Here is a 17,948-nt window from a genome sequence, read left to right as displayed (position 1 = left end):
TCACCATGATGGAAACGACAGAGACGGCCCTGCGCGTGGCGGGCGTGCACTTCGCCTACCCGGACGGCCACGTCGCCCTGCGCGGCGTCGACCTCACGATCCCGGCCGGCGAGCGGGTGGCGCTGCTAGGCCCGAACGGCGCCGGCAAGACCACCCTGGTCCTGCACCTCAACGGCATCCTGCACGGCGGCGCCGGCACCATCGAGGTCGCCGGCGCCCGCGTCGACCCCGCCGACCGCGCCGGCCTCGCCGAGATCCGCCGCCGCGTCGGCATCGTCTTCCAGGACCCGGACGACCAGCTCTTCATGCCCACGGTCGCCGAGGACGTGGCCTTCGGTCCGCAGAACCTGGGCGTACGCGGCGCCGAGCTGGACGCCCGCGTCGACGAGGCCCTCGCCGCCGTCGGCATGTCGGAGCACCGCGACCAGGTGCCCCATCACCTCTCCTTCGGCCAGCGCCGCCGCGTCGCCGTCGCCACCGTGCTGGCCATGCGCCCGGAGATCCTGGTCCTCGACGAGCCCTCCTCCAACCTCGACCCGGCAAGCCGCCGCGAGCTGGCCGAGATCCTGGAGCCGCTGCCCGTCACGGTGCTCATGGTCACCCACGATCTGCCGTACGCCCTCCAGCTCTGCCCCCGCTCGGTGATCCTGGACGCCGGCCGCATCGTCGCCGACGCCCCCACGCGCGACCTCCTCGCCGACGAGGACCTGCTGCGCGCCCACCGCCTCGAACTGCCCTTCGGCTTCGACCCCGTGGCGGCCGCCGCGCGCATGGGGGCCTGAGCGGCGGTCAGCCCGCCGAGCCGGCGCCCTCGTACAGGGCGAGGTAGGTGGTCTCGAGCTCGGCGGCGTGGCTCCCGAGTCCGGCCGGGTCGGCGGTGTCGTGCCCGACGCCCCACGAGGCCGGGATCTCGTAGCGCCCCAGCTGGAGGTTGTTGGCCGAGGCGATGCCCTGGGTGATCTCGGCCGCCCTGCCGCGGTCGATGAAGGTGTCGTTCGCCGAGGTGACCACGGCGACGCTGCGCAGCTTGGGGTTCGCCGGGTCGTCGCGGTAGTTGCGCGCGATCCGCAGGTATTGCGACAGAGCCGCGTACGAGAAGCCCTGGCCGTTGAAGTGATCGGGCAGCAGCCGGTTGCCGTAGAGCACCATCAGCGGCTTCACCTGCCACGCCGGCGCCTGCTCGGCGGCGGGCTGGTAGAACGGCGACAGCGCGAGCAGATGCGCCACCGCGTCGGGGCGGTACTCGGCGAGCCAGGTGGCCAGCACGCCCCCGCCCGAGACGCCGACCACGCCGACGTCGGTACCCAGGCCCGACGTCACGGTCAGCGCCTGCTCGGCGTAGTCGGCCAGCTCGTCGGCGTGCAGTCCGGCGTGGGCCTTCGTGTCGCTGACGCCGTGCCGGGGCGCGCGCGGCACGTACACGTTGTAGCCCTTGTCGTAGTAGAACTGCGCCAGCGCGTCGAACTGCGCCGGGCAGTCGGTGTATCCGTGCAGCATCAGAACGGCCTTCGCCGTGCGCTCAGGGTGCAGCAGGGCCTTGGTCCGGCAGCGGGCCGTGACGTCGGTGTCCGCCGTGTCGGCACTGACGGCTGCCTTGGCGCTCGCCTGTGCCTGGGCGAAGGGCAGCGTGGCCTCCGTGGCGTGTGTCAGGCGCGAGCTGTGCAGCGGCCACAGGTAGATCGTCGCGATCGCGGCGACGAGCAGGATCAGAACAGCGCCGAGCAGCCGCCGGGCGATCTTCATGGAGTTGTCCTGGAGGGGTCGGGAACGTTTCGCACCCCTAGGACGTGGGCCGCGCTCCAGAGTTCAGATCTTCACTGTGCTGTTGTCAAACCGGTGGTCCGAACGCTCACCGAAGCCTCGGCCACCGACACGTGCGCCCTCGACCATAGACCCGGCGCCGCCCCGTCCCGGAGTTATCCACAATGCGGCAACGCCCGGAGTTATCCACAGGGGAGGCGGTTGGCACACCGGCCGGGTCCGGCGCGGCCTATGTTCTGCGCCATCCGATCGACAGGAGGCCGTCCATGACCGACAAGAGGCGACGCCCGGCATTAAGCGGAAAGAGCCCCGTCCGCGCCCAGCGCGAGGATCACGAGGCCGCCGCGGTGGTCCGTGGCGGTGAGACGCTGATCGTCCAGGCGCTGCAACGAGGCGACCCCGGCGCCGAACTCGCCCGCCAGGCGCGGGCCGACCGGCGGGCCCGACCAGTCGACCGTCCACGCGAAGAGCCGGAAGTCGTACGAGGCGGCGACCACCACCGTGGCCTCCGGCGAGCCGAGCAGCGCCACCGTCCGCACCGGCTCCGGGGCGCGGAGGGTGACGCCGAGCTCGACCTCGTAGGCCGCCGGGCCGACACGGATCAGGCGGATGGCCTGGTGGGCCGCGGTGACCACGATCCGGTCGCCGAGCGCGTCGACCGCGCGCACCGGCAGCTCGTGCTCGACGATCACGGTGCGGTCGCCGAGCGGCCCGGCCGTGACCGTGCGGCCGTCCGCGATGACCATGCCGTCGCGGAAGGCGACCGCCGGGGACGACGGGTCTCCCGCCTCCTGCCGCGACTGGCCACCGGAGAAGAGGTCCAGCAGGTACGGCCGGTCGCCGAACGACGACGTGGCGATCGCGGGGCCGCCCACCGCCAGCGAGCGCGGCCGGATCGCCGGGTCGGCGTGCCGCCAGAGGGTGCGGTCGGAGGTGTCGACGGCGGCGAGGGTGCCGTCGTAGCTGCCGGCGATCACGTATCGGCCGTCCGGCGACCAGGTGATCGCCCGCAACGGCGCCGTGCCCGGGCGAAGCGTGCGGATGGGGTCGAGCTGCGCGGTCCGCAACTCGATCGCGCCGTCGCGCCGCGCCAGGGCGAGCGTGGCCCCGTCGGGCGCCCAGGCGCAGGCCTCGACCGCGGGCGCCTGCCGCGCGGCAAGCGGGTTCGGGTCGCCGGCCAGATCACGCACGGAGACCATGCCGCTGGCGCCGACCGAGGCCACCAGGCTCGCGGGGCTCACATCAAGATGCAGGCAGTCATCTACCTCGCCGAGGTACGTCTCGCCGAACGCCTGCCAGACCGCGGCCCGGCCGTCGCCGAGCCGGCAGAGCAGATGTTGCCCGTCGGGCATCCAGTGCACGGCGACGACGGGCGCGGGATGACCGCTGAGGACCTTCATGAGCGCCGGCGGGCGATCGTCGACCACCCGCCAGACCGCGGCGGTGCCGTCGGCGGAGCCGGTGGCGAGCAGGTCGGCCGCCGCCGGGTTGAAGGCGATGCCGAGCACGGCGGACCGATGGGCAAATTCGGTCAACCTCGTCGGTCTGGCCGGGTCGCTCGTGTCCTGGACGAGGACGCTGCCACCGTGCGTGCCGCTGGCGAGCCGCCGACCGTCGGCGCGGAACGCGACACAGCTGACCGGCGCGGCCTGTGCCGCGGCGCTCCCTGTTGTCACCCGACCCATGCTGGACACGAAGCAGCAGCGAGTCAATACGGCAATCGGTCAGGAGACGGGCTGAAGCCGCACCAAATCCACTCTTCGGTACGACTGGCCGGAGGCCGCCGGAAGCGCACCCACCGCCTCCTCGATCGCGGCGCGCAGCCGGGCCTCCTCACCCCGCCGGTCGCGGTGCCAGGCGGTTCCCCAGATCCGGTACAGCCGCCAGCCGAGCCCGGCGAGGATCTCGGCGCTGAGCCGGTCGCGGTCGCGCGCCGCCGGCACCGCCGCGTACCGCGGGCCGTCGCACTGGATGCCGAGCGCGTAGACCTCACCGTCGTGCGCCGGGTGCCGCACGCCGACGTCGACGCGGTAGCCGTCGGCGCCCACCGACGCCCGCGCACGGTAGCCCCAGGACCGCACGGTCTCCACGATCGCGGTGACCATCGGGTCGACCGTGGACGTGCGCGGCGCCGGCGCCAGGCCGCGCTCCGCGTACTCCAGATAGGCGGCCAGATGGCGTACGCCCTCGTTGGCCGACGCCGGGATGTCCCGCGCCCGGATCGACGAGACGATCTCCACGCGCCGCCGCGCCCGGGTGATCGCCACGTTCAGCCGCCGCCAGCCGTTGCGCTGGTTGAGCGCGCCGAAGTTGGTGCTGATCTTCCCGTCCTCGTCGTGGGCATAGCCGATGGAAAAGATCATGACGTCGCGTTCGTCGCCCTGCACCGACTCGAGGCTCTTGACGAAGAGGCCGTTGAGGCGGTCGCCGTCGAGGAAGCGCTCCAGGCCGGGATGCTTGGCGACGGCGCGTTCGAGGGCGGCCTCGATCGCCTCGGCCTGGGCGACCGAGAAGGTGACCACGCCGAGCGACTCGTCCGGCCGGGTGGTGAGGCTGTGCACGATCCGCTCGGCGACCCGCTCGGCCTCGACCGGGTTGTCCCGGGTGGTGCCGCGGCGATAGACGCCGCCCGCCGGGATCAGCTCGACGCCGGCGTCCGGGTCGGACTCGTTCGCGCCGGGAAAGGTGATCAACCGGCCCTGGTAGAAGGTGTGGTTCGCGAAGGCGATCAGCGCCTCGTGCCGGCTGCGGTAGTGCCACGCGAGCCCGAGCGTGCGGAAGGCGCCGCAGGCCTTGGCGAGCTCGAGCACCGACTGGAAGTCGTTGACGTCGGTCGTGGTGTCGTCCGCCGGTTCCTCGTCACGGTCGGGCTCCGCCGAGACGGAGAAGAACGACGTCGGCGGCAGCTGCTTGTCGTCGCCCGCCGCGATCATCGCCGACGCGCGGTAGACGCAGTTCACCGCGTCGCCGGGCGTGATCTGGGAGGCCTCGTCGAAGATGACCACGTCGAAGCTCAGGTCGGACGGGAGAAACTGGCTGACGGCGAGCGGCGACATGAGGAAGCAAGGCTTCACGGCGAGCACGGTGTCCCGCGCGCGCCCGATCAGCTCCCGCACGGCGAGGTGCCGGGTCTCCTTCATGCCCTCGCGGCGCAGCAGCGCCACGTCGTCCGGCCTGCGGGCGGCGGCCTTCCGCTCCCGCAGGGAGCCGGCGATCGTCGCGGGCGCGCCGCCGGCGAGCGCCGCGTCCATCCGGCGGAACTCCTCGACCAGGCGGTCACGCTCGGCCGAGCCACCGGGGTGCAGCCGGCGGTCGGAACGGATCACCGCGTCGGCCCACGCGGACAGCAGCGCCCGGTCGAGGAGCGCGCGGATCTCACCGGGTGGCACGCCCTGTTCGGCGCAGTGGTCCACGGCGGCGCCGAGCCCGTGCGAGGCGAGCACGCGACGGGCGGCGAGGTGCCCGAACCACTCCTGCTGACCGGTCCGGTCCTGGATCAAATCGTCGAGGAACGTGCTCGTGTACGCGTCGAGCGCGGCACCGATCTCCTCGTGGCGCTCGGGGGCGAACGCGGCGATGATCGCGTCCCGCGCGTGCTCCCAGGCGCCGGCCCGCTCGGCCAGATCACCCGCGGGCGCACAGTCGCCCAGGGCCGCCGCCTGCTCGGCGGTCAACGGCCGGTCGGCGCCCGTGGCGAGCCGGCGCGCTGCCGACGCCCAGCCGATCGCCTCGTCCAGTGCCTCGCCCAGGCCGGTGAGCGCCGGGTCCTCGTCCGCGCGGGCGGCGAGCTGGTCCTCGGTCTCGACGACGGCCCGGCGCAGCCGCGACAGCCGGAGCGCCTCGGCGAGGTCGACGTCCCGGCCGCAGGCCCGGCTGTAGGCGCGCAGGGCCGACGCCACGGCCTTCAGCGGCTCCACGCGGGCCCGCAGCGCGGCGATCTCCTCGCGGATCGTCTCAGCCTCCTGACCGCGTCCTCGGCGGCCGTGCCCGGCGATGCGGGCCAGCCCGGGAGACGGCTTGCACACCTGGTCGGCGATCTGCTGGACGGCTTCCGGGGGCGAGAGCCGCAGCACCTCCCCCGCGACCTGCAACGCCTCGTGGATGGCGTTGAAGTCGGTGGCCTGCCGGCGCCAGTAGCGGCCCAGCAGCGGCGCGTACTGCCGCTCGGCCGCGGCCTGCTCGCGCAGGGCGACCTTCCACGCCACGGCCGTGCCCAGGTGGGCGACCGCCTCGGCGGGCGCCATCGACGGCTGCGCAAAGGCGGCCACCGCCTCCCAGTCCCGGCGGTACGCCTTGAACAGCTTGCGAAGGCCGCGATGCACGTTCGTGAGCCGGTCGGCGAGTTGCTCCACGGGCTGGTCGATGATCGATTCGTGGAAGTAGCGCCGGGCCTGCGCCTCCGCGGCGGCCACCGCCTCGGCGGCCCGGCGCAGCGCGGTCGAGGCCGCGGACACGGTGGCGAGCACCCCGGCGCCGAACCAGAACGGCTCGGGCCGGTGGGGCCGGGCGGCCAGCTCGGCGATCGAGGCGAGCCGGGACAGGTCGGCGAAGGTGGTCACCGGGGGCAGGCCGAGCCGCGACGCGACCGGGCCGGCTTCGTGCAGCGCCTCGTCGAGAAGGTTCGCCTCCTCGGTGTGGCGGTGGGCCGCCTCCTCGGCGGCGTCCGCGGTGAGGGTTCGCGGCTCGAGCCCGGGCGGCACGACGTCGGGCAGCTCGTGCCACTCCACGCCGGCGGCTGAGCGGACGGCGGTGCGGGCCTGCCGCACAGCGGCGAGGTCGCGGCTCCGGCGCTCGGCGGCCCGGCCGACGGGCTCCAGGGTGGTGGCGGAGAGCCATTCGCCCGGCACGCCGGCGGGGCGGTGCGCGGCGTGGGTGACCACGGCCGCGAGCTTCCCCGCCTGCGAGGGCTTCGTGACGCCGAAGGCCTCGGCCACGGCCTGGTTGCGGGCGGCGACGTCGGCCAGGGCACGCAGCGCCGTGCGGGCGCGGCGGAGGCGGTCGTCGAGGGGTTCCTGCTCGGTCACGTCCCGCCAGAGGAAGCCATCGGCGGTGGGGCGCCAGCAGCGGGCGAGCTCGTCGGCCGCCTCGCCCGCGCGTTCGAGCGACTCGGGCGTCAGCGAGTTGACCGAGATGTCGGGCAGCGGCACCTCCACGGTGTCCAGGGTGCCGAGCACGTCGTAGAGGCTGCGGCCGAGCGGCCGGCGGATCTCGTTCATGGCGGTCGCGTAGCCGGTCAGGCGTTCCCGCCGCTCGCGCAGCTGGTCGCGGTCGACGGCACGGCCGGCGTCCGGCACGGGCAGGTCGTCGAGCGCCGCGGCGAGGTCCCGGGCCACCTCCTTGCGGGTCGCCTTGTGGCTGTGCAGTTCGAGCAGGTAGCCGCCCAGGCCGGCGCCGGCGAGCCGGTTGCGGACCACTTCGAGCGCGGCGGCCTTCTCCGAGACGAAGAGGACCTTCTTCCCCGCGTACAGCAGGCATCCGATCATGTTGGCGATCGTCTGGGACTTGCCGGTGCCGGGCGGGCCGTCGAGGACGAAGCTGCGGCCCTCGACCGCCGCGGCGACGCAGGCGCGCTGGGAGGCGTCCGCGTCGAGCACGAGCGGCATGTCCTCGGGTGGCGCCACGCGGTCGATGTCGGCGGGCGCGATCGGCTCGAACCCGGTCCCCGCGTCGCGGCCGACGAGCGCGCGGACGAGCGGGTGGGCCGCGACGCGCTCCTCGTTGTCCAGCAGGTCGCGGTACATCGCCTCCTTGTGGAAGGAGCAGGTGGTGAGCACAACCGTCTCGTCGGCGTGCCAGTCGCGCCCGGCCACGGTCTCGCGCAGGCGGGTGAGGTACGCGGCGACGTCCAGCTCCGCGATGTCCGCGACGGCCGGCAGCTCCACGCCGAGCCGCCGCAGGCGTACCGACAGAGCGGGGTTGACCACGGGGTCGTCGCCGGTGACCCGGAGCTTCGGCACGTCGCCGGGGCCGAGCGACGTCAGCTCGACCGGGAGCAGCAGGATCGGGCTGGTGAACGGGGTGTCCTCCTCGTCACGCCAGCGCAGCATGCCGGCGGCGAGATGCAGCACCGGCACGCCGCGGTCGAGGAAGTCCTGGCGCGACTTGCGCAGCAGGCGGCGGAGCTGGCCGCCGAGCGCCGACGCGGTGAGCTCGGTGCGGAACAGGCCGCCGGCCTCGGGCTTCGCGCCGAAGGCCAGGAAGCCGTACTCGCGGCCGTCCCGGATGGCACGGACGATGTCGTCGGCGGGCGGCCCTTGGACGTCCACCATGCCGGTCTCGGACCGCTTGAAGTTGAGCAGCCGGTTTCCGGCGTCGAGGTTGACCAGACCGTCACGCCAGGCGCGCAGTGCCGCCCGCTCCGCAGACAACTCGGACATGCATCACATTTCACCAACTGGCGCTCACGTTCGCCGGAGAATCACCAGTACTGGTCCTCATCCGTCTTCCGGTAGTCGTTGATCTCGGCGAGCCGGCCCTCGTCGGCCAGGCGCACCCACGCCGGGTTGCCCAGCAGGACCCGGCCCAGGGCGATCAGGTCGTACTCGCCGCGGCGGCGCCGCTCGATCAGCTCGGTCATGCGGCCCGAGCCGACGAAATCGCGGGTCAGGCCGACGGAGCCGACGGTGATCGAGGGCAGGCCGGTGAGCCGCTTGGCCCAGCCGGCCAGGTTGAGCGGGCTGCCCTCGAACGCCGGCTCCCAGAAGCGGCGCTGCGAGGCGTGCAGCACGTCGGCGCCGGCGCTCGCGAAGGAGGTGAGAATCTCGCCCAGCTCGTCCGGCGTCTCGGCGATCCGGGCCGCGTAGTCGCGCTCCTTGAACTGGGAGAACCGGACGATCAGCGGCATCGAGGAGGGAATCTCCGCACGGACCGCCCGGATCACCTCGGCCGGGAACGCCGCCCGGTCGGTGCCGTAGCGATCGGTCCGGCGGTTCGTGAACGGCCACAGGAACTCGTCGAGCAGATAACCGTGGGCCGCGTGGATCTCGACCGCGTCGAAACCCGCGCTCACCGCGGCGCGGGCGGCTCGGGCGTACGCGTCGAGAAGCACCGGGAAATCGCGGCCGGCCATGGCATGGGTCGCGGGGCGGCCCGGCTCGGGCACCGCCGACGGCGTCCAGGCGAGCACGCCGTCGACGGGCTCGCGTTGGCTGCCGAGATGCCAGAGCTGCGCCGCGATCTTGCCGCCGGCCGCGTGCACCTCGTCCGTGACGCGCCGCCAGCCGGCCTCGTGCATGCGCGGCACGTCCGTCTCGTGCCCCGCCGACGGGTGATCGATCAGCACACCCTCGGTGATGATCAACCCGACGCCGTTCTCGGCGCGCCGCCGGTAGTAGGCGGCGGTCCGCTCGGTGGGCTGTCCGCAGGGCGACTGCGCGCGCGTCATCGGCGCCATCACGAACTGACTGGTCAACGGTAGGCCGGCCAGCGAGACCGGCTCGATCAGAGCGCTTGTGGTCATCATGCAGCCACGGTAAAACTTGACACCCATGTGAGGGTCAAGAGGAGATTTCGAGATGCGTATCGGCGACCTCTCCGCGGCGACCGGCGCCAGTCCGCGCTCCCTGCGCTACTACGAGGACCAGGGGCTGCTGACCAGCTCACGAAGCGGCGGCGGCCAGCGGCACTACCCCGAGACGGCGGTCGAGCGGGTCCGGCTGATCCAGTCGCTGCTCTCGGCCGGGCTCAACAGCGCCACCATCCAGGACGTGCTGCCGTGCATCAACAACGAGGCCATCCGTACGCCGTGGCTGGCGGAACGCCTCACCGCCGAGCTCGAACGGGTCGAGGCCCAGATCGAGGACCTGCACCGGACCCGCGCCATCCTCGCCGGGCTCGTGGAGCAGTACCGCGTCGGTTAGGGATCCGGCGTGGTGACGCTCGCGCGGCCGGGGCTCGCGCGGGCTGGGGCTCGCGCGGCGTGACGGTCACGCGACCCGACGGTCGAGGGCCCGACGGTCACCCGGCTGGCGGGCGCGCGGCGGTCACGCGGCGGGCGCGCGGCGGTCACGCGGCGGGCGCGCGGCGGTCACGCGGCGGGCGCGCGGCGGAAGATGTCGTACCCCCGTGCCATGCTCGGGGCGTGCAGGTGGACTTCGAGAGTGAGCTGTGGATCTGGGACGCGCGCAAGGACGAGAGCTGGACGTTCGTCACCCTGCCGGTTGACGCGTCCGACGAGATCCGCGATCTGACCGAGGGCATACGGCGGGGGTTCGGATCGCTGCGGGTGCGTGCCTCCGTGGGCAGCAGCACGTGGACGACCTCGATCTTTCCGGACAGTCAGAAGGGAGCCTTTGTCCTGCCGATCAAGCGGGCGATCCGCAAGGCGCAGAAGCTGGAGCCGGGCGACACGGCCGCGGTCACGGTCGAGCTGCTGGACCTCTGACACGCGCGACGCACGATCCCGGCGCATCGGTGGGCGCCGGGATCGGTGAGTGGGTTGCCGGGGTGCGCCGCGCCAGGCTACCGGCCACGACCCGGGCTGGGGTGTCGGTCAGAAGCGTCGGTCAGAACCAGCGGCGACGGCGGTAGTGGCCGTGGTGGCGGTAGTGGCCGTGATGACGGTAGTGGCCGTGGTAGCCGTAGGGGCCGGCCTGGCGGTAGTGGCCGTGGTGACCGTAGCCGCCGGGGTAGACGCCCGGGTGGCCATACGCGCCCGGCTGGCCGTATGCGCCCGGCTGGCCGTATGCGCCCGGGTGACCGTATGCGCCCGGGTGACCGTATGCGCCCGGGTGACCGTATGCGCCGGGGTGGCCGTGGTGGCCCTGGCTGCGGGCGATTCGGTGGTTCACCTCGCGCAGCATGCCGTCGACGACCGCGTTGTGGCCGCCTCCGTGGGCGCGCTTCTGGAGTTTCGACGCGACCATCGAAAGGACGAACCGTTTGAATCCACCGCTCATGAGTGTCAAGCCTCCCTGCCTGGTGACCATCAACGGTACGTGGCGCTGTCGAGCACCAACTGTGACTTCGCTGTCGGTTTCCTGAGACAGGGCGGTGCCCTCGGCGCGATTCGAACGCGCACTACCGACGTTCTCGACGTCGTGCCTCTGCCGTTGGGCTACGAGGGCGGATTGGTGGAGGCGGAGGGGTGGGGGCGATCCCGAAAAAGAGGGCGGCTGGTAGGCGGGCGTGGGAGGGACGGCCGGCGGGTGTGGTGTGGTGTGGTGGCCCGCCGGCCGTCCGTTACAGCGCGGCGAAGGCTGCCCACGTCGGGGGTCTGGGGCTCACCCGGAGGGGCATGTGGGCCTCCGCGGGGGTGCGGTCACCCTTGCGCTGGTTGCAGCCGCCGCAGGCGGCGACCGTGTTGGTCCAGGAGTTGGCGCCGCCGCGCGAGCGGGGCAGGACGTGGTCGATGGTGGAAGCGGCTCGGCCGCAGTAGGCGCAGCGGCGGCCGTCGCGGGTCAGGACGCCGGCGCGGGACCAGGCCGGGCCGCGGCTGTGCCGCCAGCGGGTGACGACGTACGACACCAGGCGCACAACGGTGGGCACGGGCCAGACGCCGATCACCGCGTCGGGTCGGGACTCGTGGACCTCGGCCACCTGCCGCACCAGCATGCGGACGGCGTGCCGCAGGCTGACCCGGTGCAGCGGGCCCAGATCCGCGTTTATCACCAGCACGTCGTTCACGTCGATTCTCCGAATCTGCCAAAGGGAACCGTCGCCCGTCCGGGGGTTGAACCCGGTCTTCCGGATCGAGAGTCCGGCGGTCTCCCTGCCTCAGCCTCACGGGCGCCACTATGTAATTGTCCGGAGCCCCCGAGTCGAACGGGGTGTCTCACGCTCCCAAGGCGCGCGGGTTGCCGTCTCCCCCGCTCCGGAAAAACAAAAGAAAGCCCTGCCCCGAACGGGTAGGAATCAGACCTGCACCGCTGGGGTGATCCCTACATTAGGGACCACCCGCACCGCTCTCAATCGAATAACCAGCCGCGCCGGACCAAGGGGCCCGGCGCGGCGCGGCAAACGACGAAGGCGGAGACGGAGAAGGAAGGCAGACGGCAAGGCGGGCAGACGGCAAGGCGGGCAGACGGCAAGGCGGGTGGGCGGAGAAGGAAGACGGACGGCAAGGCGGGGGCGGAGAAGGAAGGCAGACGGCAAGGCGGGGGCGAAAAGGGAGGCAAGCGGCAAGGCGGGGCGGAGGGGGGACGGGAATGGCACGGAGGAGAGAAACGGAGGGGGAAAGAGCCTCAGCCTTTCACGGCGCCGGCGGTCATGCCGGCGACTATGCGCTTGTTGAAGAACAGGAACATGATGAGGGGTGGGATGGTGATCAGGAGGATGTCCATGAACAGCAGGTTGTACTGGGTCGAATAGGCCGACGAGAAGTTGTAGAGGGTGAGCTGCACGGTGGCGTTCTGGTCGCCCGGCAGGAAGTACAGCGGGTTCACGAAGTCGTTGAAAATGGTCACCGACTGCACGACCACCACCGTGATGATGACCGAGCGCAACAGCGGCAGGATCACCCGGAAGAACAGCCTGAGCGGGCCCGCGCCGTCGATGACCGCGGCCTCGTCGAGCTCGCGGGGGATCGTGGCGATGAAGGCGCGGAAGAGCAGCACGCAGAACGACAGCCCGAACGCCACCTCCACCAGGATCAGGCCGGGCATCGTGCGGAAGAGCCCGAACTTCTCCAGCACCCAGATCGTCGGCACGACGGCCGGCGGGATGATCAGGCCGGAGAGGACCAGGAAGTTGATCAGGCCGGTCCAGCGGGTGCGGCGGCGCTGGAGGACGAACGCCACCATCGCCGACAGCACCACCAGGATCGAGACGCTGGCGACCGTCAGGATCGTGCTGTTGATGAAGGCGATGATCAGCATGTAGTCGCGGGCCTGCACCACGTCCAGGAAGTTCTGCACGAACTGGAACTGGGTCGGCCACGAGAAGTCCAGCCGCGACGCCTGCTGCCGGGACTTCACCGCGGTCAGCAGGATGAACGCGAACGGCACCAGGAACACCACGACCGACAGCAGGATCGCGACGACGCTCAGCACCAGGTTCTTCCGCGGGCGGCGCGACACGGGGCTGGGAGTGGAGGAGGCCACCGCGGTCACAGGTCCACCTCCTTCTTGTTCAGGTACCGCGACAGCGGGAAGATGATCGCCGTGACCAGCAGGAACAGCACCACGTTGCCGGCCGTCGACAGTCCGTAGAAGCCCGCCTGGTACTGCTTGTAGATCACCGACGCGATCACGTCCGAGGTGAAGCCGGGACCGCCGCGGGTCATCGCCCAGATCAGGTCGAACGAGCGCAGGCCGCCGATCAGCGACAGCAGGATCACCGTGAACGTCGCCGGCCGGGCCAGCGGCAGGATGATCCGCCAGAAGTTCTGCCACGACGAGGCGCCGTCGACGCGGGCCGCCTCGAAGTACTCCTGCGGGATCGACACGATGCCGGCGATGTAGATCAGGGTCGCCAGCCCGACGCCTTTCCAGACGTCGACCAGGGCCACCGACAGCAGCGCGTACGACGGGTCGGTCAGCCAGCCTGGGCCGTCGATGCCGATCAGCGCCAGCGACTCGTTGATCAGGCCCTGTTCCGGGTCCATCAGGATCGTGAACGTCAGGCCCACGCCGATCGTGCTGACCAGCACCGGGAAGAACACCACCGAGCGCAGGTAGCCGCGCCCGATGATCTGGGACGTCAGCAGGATGGCCAGCAGCAGGCCGAGCACCACTTTCAGCCCGGACGTCACCACCGCGTAGACGATCGTGTGGGTGAGGCCGGAGACGAGCGCCGGCTCCTGGAAGAACGTGACGTAGTTGTCGAACCCGATGAACTTCGAGTCGAACAGCGTCCAGCGGGTCATGCTGAAGTAGAACGACGTCACCGTCGGCACGATGAACAGGACGGCGTAGACCACCGCCGCCGGCAGGTAGAACCAGTGCGGGTACGGGCTCTTGGCGCGCTTGCCGGCCGGCCCGGCCGCGCGGCTGCGCGACCGGGCGGACGACTTCTCGATGAGCGTGGTCAACGGGACCTACCAGCCCTCGAGACCGAGCTGCTGCGCCTGCTTCTTGACGTCCTCGTCGTAGAGCTTGGCGCCGGCGTCGGCCTTGCGGATGCCCGAGCCGACCTCGACGCAGATCTGCTCGAGCGCCGGGCCCTTCACCGGCGACAGGAACTCGAGCGCCAGGCTGGACCCGCCCTGCTGGTCGATGTATGCCTGCATGTCCTTGACCGCCTGCGGCACGGTGTCCGGGACCTTGCAGCCCTTGACCGCGAACGGCCCGGTCGGCTGCGACGCCGCGGCCTGCGAGGCGCAGCCGTCGGCGCTGGCGACGAAGTCGAGGAACTTCTTCGCCGCCTCGGCCTTGTCACCGGTGGTGCTCGACGGCATGTAGACCGCCGACGGGCTCCACACCGTCAGGCCGTTCTTGGCCGCGTCGGAGCCGGGGATGGCGAACAGGCCGATCTTGTTCTCGGTGCCGGGGTTGTCGGCGATGAGCTGGCTCAGCATGGCCGACAGGATCGGGTACTGCGCGCCCTCGCCCTTGGCCAGCTTGTTCAGGCCGTCGGTCAGCTTCGCCGAGGCGAAGTCCTTGTTGATGTAGCCCTCGTCGTGCACCTGCTGAAGGTGCTGGAAGCCGGCCAGGGCGGCCGGCGACGTCGCGTACTTGGCCTGGTTCTTCGTGTACTTGTCGGCCCAGCCCGGCTCGGCCGCCTCGACGTTGTGGTAGTCGCCGAGGATGAACAGCTGCGAGGTCCACGTCTCGCCGTACGTCTGGATCACCGGATCGACCCCGGACGCCTTGATCTTGGCGTTGTTCGCCATGAAGTCGTCCCAGGTCTTCGGCACCTGGAGGCCGAGCTTGGCGTAGACGTCCTTGTTGTAGAGGATCGCGCCGGCCATGAAGTTGCCGAACGGCGCCCCGTACACCTTGCTGTCGGCCGTGACCGTCTTGGCGAAGTTCTCGTCGAGCCGGTCGGTGAAGCCGTCCACCGCGGTCAGGTTCTTCGCCGGGGCGAGCGCCTGGAAGAGCGAACCGGTGTTGTATTGGAACACGTCGGTCATGTCGCCCGTGGAGAGCCGGGTCTTGACGATGTTGTCGCCCTCGGTGCCCTGCGGCCGGGTCTCCACCTTGATCGTGATGTCCGGGTTCTTCGCGGTGAAGTCCTTCGCCAGCCCCTCCGCGATCTTGACCGTCTCGGGCTGGTTGTCGGTCAGGAACGACAGGGTGACCTTGCCGCCACCCTCGTCGTCGCTGCTGCCGAGGCTTCCCGCGCTGCACGCGCCGAGCGCCATCGCCGTCGCGGCGAGCACGGAGATCGCTATCGTGCGTCGTTTCATAGACGTGACTCCTTCAGGATGCGGTGGTGAGGAGGGTGTTCAGGCGGGCGGCGAGCTCGGACCCGCCGGGGATGAAGCCGTGCGCGGTCGCGGCGTCGACGAACTCGGCGGCGGGCGCGTCGAGGAAAGGCGCGAGCCGGTCGGCCAGCACGGCCTCGTCGTCGGCCACGCCGGCCTCGCGCGCGGCGGCCAGGACCTTCTCCCAGCTGGGCTCGTGGTCCATCAGCTGCCGGATGGTCAGGTCCGCGGGGGTGGCGCTCTGCTGGGCGTACGGGTCGGCAGCCGTCCACGAGTGCCGCCCGTGGCCGACCTCGACCGAGTGGTCGTCGCCCGGCACGAGCACGACCGCGCGGGCCCCGACCGGGATCACCACGTCGAGGCGGACCGTCCCGTCCCCGCGTTCCCACGAGACGGACGCTTCCCCGTACGGCGTGAGGTGGCGCGCCGAGGCGCGGGTCAGGCGCGGGCCGAGCACCGGCCGGACCTCGATGCGCCGATAGCCGGGAGCGGCCGGCGCGAGGCCCGCGACGCGCCGGTGCAGCCAGTCGGCGACAGCGCCGAGCGCGTAGTGGTTGAACGAGGTCATCTCGCCCGGGTTGATCGAGCCGTCCGGCAGCATGCTGTCCCACCGCTCCCAGACCGTGGTCGCGCCCATGGTCACCGGATAGAGCCACGAGGGGCATCCGGTCTGGAGCAGCAGGCGGTACGCGAGGCCGGCCTCGCCCGCGTCGGCGAGCGCGTCGGTCATCAGCGGCGTGCCGACGAACCCGGTGCTGATCCGGAACCCGGACCTGCGTACCAGGTCGGCAAGCCTCTCCCCCGCCCGGCGGCGCTGGTCCTCGCCGGGCAGCAGCGCCCACTGCAGGGCGAGCGCGTAGGCCGTCGGCGCGTCGCTGAGCACCCGCCCGCCCGCGGTCACGTATTCGCGGGCGAACGCCGCGCGCACCTGCTCGGCGAGCTCGCCGTAGGAGCGGGCCGCCTCCTCGTCGCCCACCACGGCCGCGGCCTTCGCGACCAGCGACGCCGAGTGGGCCAGGTGGGCGGTGGCCACCACGTCCGGGTCGGCCTTGGCCCGGAACGGGTCCTCGGGCGGCGCGGCCGGGTCGAGCCAGTCGCCGAACTGGAAGCCGCCGCTCCAGAGCAGGTCCGGGCCGGCGAGCCCGGCGATCCGGTCGACCCAGGCGCGCATGCTCGGCAGCTGCCGGGCCAGCAGCCCCGCGTCGCCGGTGCGCTGGTAGAGCACCCACGGCACCACGGTCGCCGCGTCGCCCCACGCCGCGGCGGCCGGTCCGGGCCGGCGGATCACGTCGGGCACCACGTGCGGCACCGAGCCGTCCTTCTGCTGCTCGGCGGCGAGGTCGGCGAGCCAGTTGCCGAGGAAACCGGCGGTGTCGTAGAGGAATGTCGCGGTCGGCGAGAAGACCTGGATGTCGCCGGTCCAGCCGAGCCGCTCGTCGCGCTGCGGGCAGTCGGTCGGCACGTCGACGAAGTTGCCGCGCATGCCCCAGACCACGTTCTCGTGGAAGCGGTCGAGCAGCTCGTGCGACGACGAGAACCAGCCGGTGCGGCGCAGGTCCGAGCCGACCACGACCGCCTCGAGGTCCTCGGCGCGCAGCCCGTCGACGCCGGTCACCTCCGCGTAGCGGAACCCGTGGAAGGTGAGGCTCGGCTCCAGCGTGGCCTCCTCCGGGCCGGCCAGGAGGTACGTGTCGGTGGCGCGCGCCGTGCGCAGCGGCCGCACCCCCAGCTCGCCGTTCTCGAGCACCTCCGCGTGCCGGACGACGACCTCGTCGCCGCTCGCGCCGCCGCGCACCCGCAGCCGCACCCAGCCGACCAGGTTCTGCCCGAAGTCGACGAGCGTCTTGCCGGACGGCGACGCGCTCACCGAGACGGCGGGCACGACCTGCGTGATCCGTACGGGCGGGCCGTCGGGCGCGACGAGCAGCGACAGATCGGCGTCGATCACGTCGACCGGCGTCTCCGGGCCCGGCTCCCGGCGCAGGTCGACGGTCTGCCCGTCGTACAGGTCGTCGGCGAGCACCGCGCTCTGCCGAGCGGTCCATGAGCCGTCGGTGGCGAGCACGTGGGTCGCGCCGTCCGCCGTGACGACCTCGAGCTGGGCCAGGAGGGCGAGGCGGTCCCCGTACAACCCGTGTTTGCCCTGGAAGCCCAGGCGGCCACGGAACCATCCGTTGCCCAGGAGCACCTCGACGTGGTTGGCGCCCGTGGTGATCAGCTCGGTGACGTCGTGGGTCTGGTAGCGCAGGCGGTGCTGGTACGCCGTCCAGCCGGGGGCCAGTTGCTCGTCGCCGACCCGCTTGCCGTTGAGGCTCGCGATGTAGAGGCCGTGCGCGGTGACGTACAGGCGCGCACGCACCACCTCGGCGGGCACCTCGACGACGCCGGTCAGCACCGGGGCCGGGTCGCCCCACGCGCCGATCTCGCGCGGGCTGACGAAGCGGGCTGTCCAGTCGCCGGCGCTCAGCAGGCCGGCCTCGACCGTGCTGGGGTCGCTCCAGTCGCTCCACGAGGCGTCGTCGCCGGCGCGTACCCGTACGGACGCGATCTCGCGGGCCGTGAGCGGCGCACCCGGCCAGGGCACCAGGATCTGCTCGCCGGAGGCGGCCTCGAAGGTCTCGGCGGACCGGTCGCGGACGATCTCGATCGCGTAGCGGGTCTGCGTGTAGCCGGCGGGCGCGTGCGGCACCTGCCAGGAGAGCCGTGGAGTGGCCGTGCCGATGCCGGTCACGGGGCCGGGGTGGTGTTCGAAGCGGAGGGCGGTGGGTGCGGCGATGTCCGGCATTTCTCTCCTGCGCAGAGGGCGATGGAACGATGAAACGATTCAAGAACGAGCGGCGGTATGTCGGAACCAATGTTTCGGACTGATGGCGAAACCGTTTCG

13 protein-coding genes and 2 tRNA genes are annotated in these 17,948 nt (G+C 71.9%); 3 read left to right on the top strand and 12 right to left on the bottom strand.

The genetic code is table 11. The annotated features are described in order from the left end of the window. The first annotated feature begins 5 nt into the window (after window positions 1-5). A complete protein-coding gene (locus Ade02nite_RS18350; RefSeq protein ID WP_344301405.1) occupies window positions 6-782 on the top strand; it encodes an energy-coupling factor ABC transporter ATP-binding protein in 777 nt (258 codons plus the stop codon). Between the two features lie 7 nt (window positions 783-789). On the opposite strand, the gene Ade02nite_RS18345 is transcribed toward Ade02nite_RS18350, so the two are convergent. The 4 genes from Ade02nite_RS18345 to Ade02nite_RS18330 all read right to left on the bottom strand — a co-directional run bounded on the left by Ade02nite_RS18345 (window position 790) and on the right by Ade02nite_RS18330 (window position 9,223). Next, window positions 790-1,743 carry an alpha/beta fold hydrolase gene (locus Ade02nite_RS18345; protein ID WP_203764503.1) on the bottom strand — a complete coding sequence of 318 codons (954 nt, stop codon included), beginning with the start codon at window positions 1,741-1,743 and terminating at the stop codon, window positions 790-792. Between the two features lie 311 nt (window positions 1,744-2,054). Then, entirely contained in the window at window positions 2,055-3,437 is a 1,383-nt protein-coding gene (locus Ade02nite_RS18340) for a WD40 repeat domain-containing protein (RefSeq protein ID WP_203764493.1), read from the bottom strand. Between the two features lie 48 nt (window positions 3,438-3,485). After that, window positions 3,486-8,138: a PDDEXK-like endonuclease domain-containing protein gene (locus Ade02nite_RS18335; protein WP_203764490.1), complete on the bottom strand. Its 4,653-nt coding sequence runs from the start codon at window positions 8,136-8,138 to the stop codon at window positions 3,486-3,488. Between the two features lie 41 nt (window positions 8,139-8,179). Beyond that, window positions 8,180-9,223, bottom strand: a complete 1,044-nt coding sequence (locus Ade02nite_RS18330) for an oxidoreductase (protein ID WP_239168856.1) — start codon at window positions 9,221-9,223, stop codon at window positions 8,180-8,182. 52 nt (window positions 9,224-9,275) lie between these two features. Between Ade02nite_RS18330 and Ade02nite_RS18325 the strand changes: the two genes are divergently transcribed. Further along, window positions 9,276-9,620 carry a MerR family transcriptional regulator gene (locus tag Ade02nite_RS18325; RefSeq protein WP_203764488.1) on the top strand — a complete coding sequence of 115 codons (345 nt, stop codon included), beginning with the start codon at window positions 9,276-9,278 and terminating at the stop codon, window positions 9,618-9,620. 221 nt (window positions 9,621-9,841) lie between these two features. Further along, the gene (locus Ade02nite_RS18320) at window positions 9,842-10,144 is read left to right on the top strand and encodes a DUF1905 domain-containing protein (protein WP_203764484.1); all 303 of its coding nucleotides are present in this window, start codon (window positions 9,842-9,844) and stop codon (window positions 10,142-10,144) included. A 121-nt stretch (window positions 10,145-10,265) separates the two neighbouring features. Here Ade02nite_RS18320 and Ade02nite_RS49345 read toward each other — a convergent pair whose 3' ends face one another. The 8 genes from Ade02nite_RS49345 to Ade02nite_RS18280 form a co-directional block, all read right to left on the bottom strand. Continuing rightward, a complete protein-coding gene (locus tag Ade02nite_RS49345; protein WP_239168855.1) occupies window positions 10,266-10,658 on the bottom strand; it encodes a hypothetical protein in 393 nt (130 codons plus the stop codon). Between the two features lie 95 nt (window positions 10,659-10,753). Next, window positions 10,754-10,826, bottom strand: a tRNA-Leu gene (locus Ade02nite_RS18310). Window positions 10,827-10,941: 115 nt separating this feature from the next. Then, the gene (locus Ade02nite_RS18305) at window positions 10,942-11,385 is read right to left on the bottom strand and encodes an HNH endonuclease (protein ID WP_203764481.1); all 444 of its coding nucleotides are present in this window, start codon (window positions 11,383-11,385) and stop codon (window positions 10,942-10,944) included. A gap of 31 nt (window positions 11,386-11,416) precedes the next feature. Continuing rightward, window positions 11,417-11,490: transfer RNA gene (locus Ade02nite_RS18300), tRNA-Glu, on the bottom strand. Between the two features lie 452 nt (window positions 11,491-11,942). Then, window positions 11,943-12,809: a carbohydrate ABC transporter permease gene (locus Ade02nite_RS18295; RefSeq protein ID WP_239168854.1), complete on the bottom strand. Its 867-nt coding sequence runs from the start codon at window positions 12,807-12,809 to the stop codon at window positions 11,943-11,945. Beyond that, the gene (locus Ade02nite_RS18290) at window positions 12,806-13,729 is read right to left on the bottom strand and encodes a carbohydrate ABC transporter permease (protein WP_203764478.1); all 924 of its coding nucleotides are present in this window, start codon (window positions 13,727-13,729) and stop codon (window positions 12,806-12,808) included. The genes Ade02nite_RS18295 and Ade02nite_RS18290 overlap by 4 nt, the downstream gene beginning before the upstream one ends. A 6-nt stretch (window positions 13,730-13,735) precedes the next feature. Then, window positions 13,736-15,046, bottom strand: a complete 1,311-nt coding sequence (locus Ade02nite_RS18285; protein ID WP_203764475.1) for an ABC transporter substrate-binding protein — start codon at window positions 15,044-15,046, stop codon at window positions 13,736-13,738. A gap of 13 nt (window positions 15,047-15,059) precedes the next feature. After that, window positions 15,060-17,849 (bottom strand): glycoside hydrolase family 78 protein, encoded by a 2,790-nt coding sequence (locus Ade02nite_RS18280; RefSeq protein ID WP_203764470.1) that lies wholly within the window; start codon window positions 17,847-17,849, stop codon window positions 15,060-15,062. Window positions 17,850-17,948 lie beyond the last annotated feature (99 nt).

Origin of the sequence: Paractinoplanes deccanensis (genome assembly GCF_016862115.1) — a bacterium.
Classification (GTDB): Bacteria; Actinomycetota; Actinomycetes; order Mycobacteriales; family Micromonosporaceae; genus Actinoplanes; species Actinoplanes deccanensis.
The sequence above is the reverse complement of the archived record's forward strand: the minus strand, read 5'-3'. Positions and strand labels throughout refer to the sequence as shown.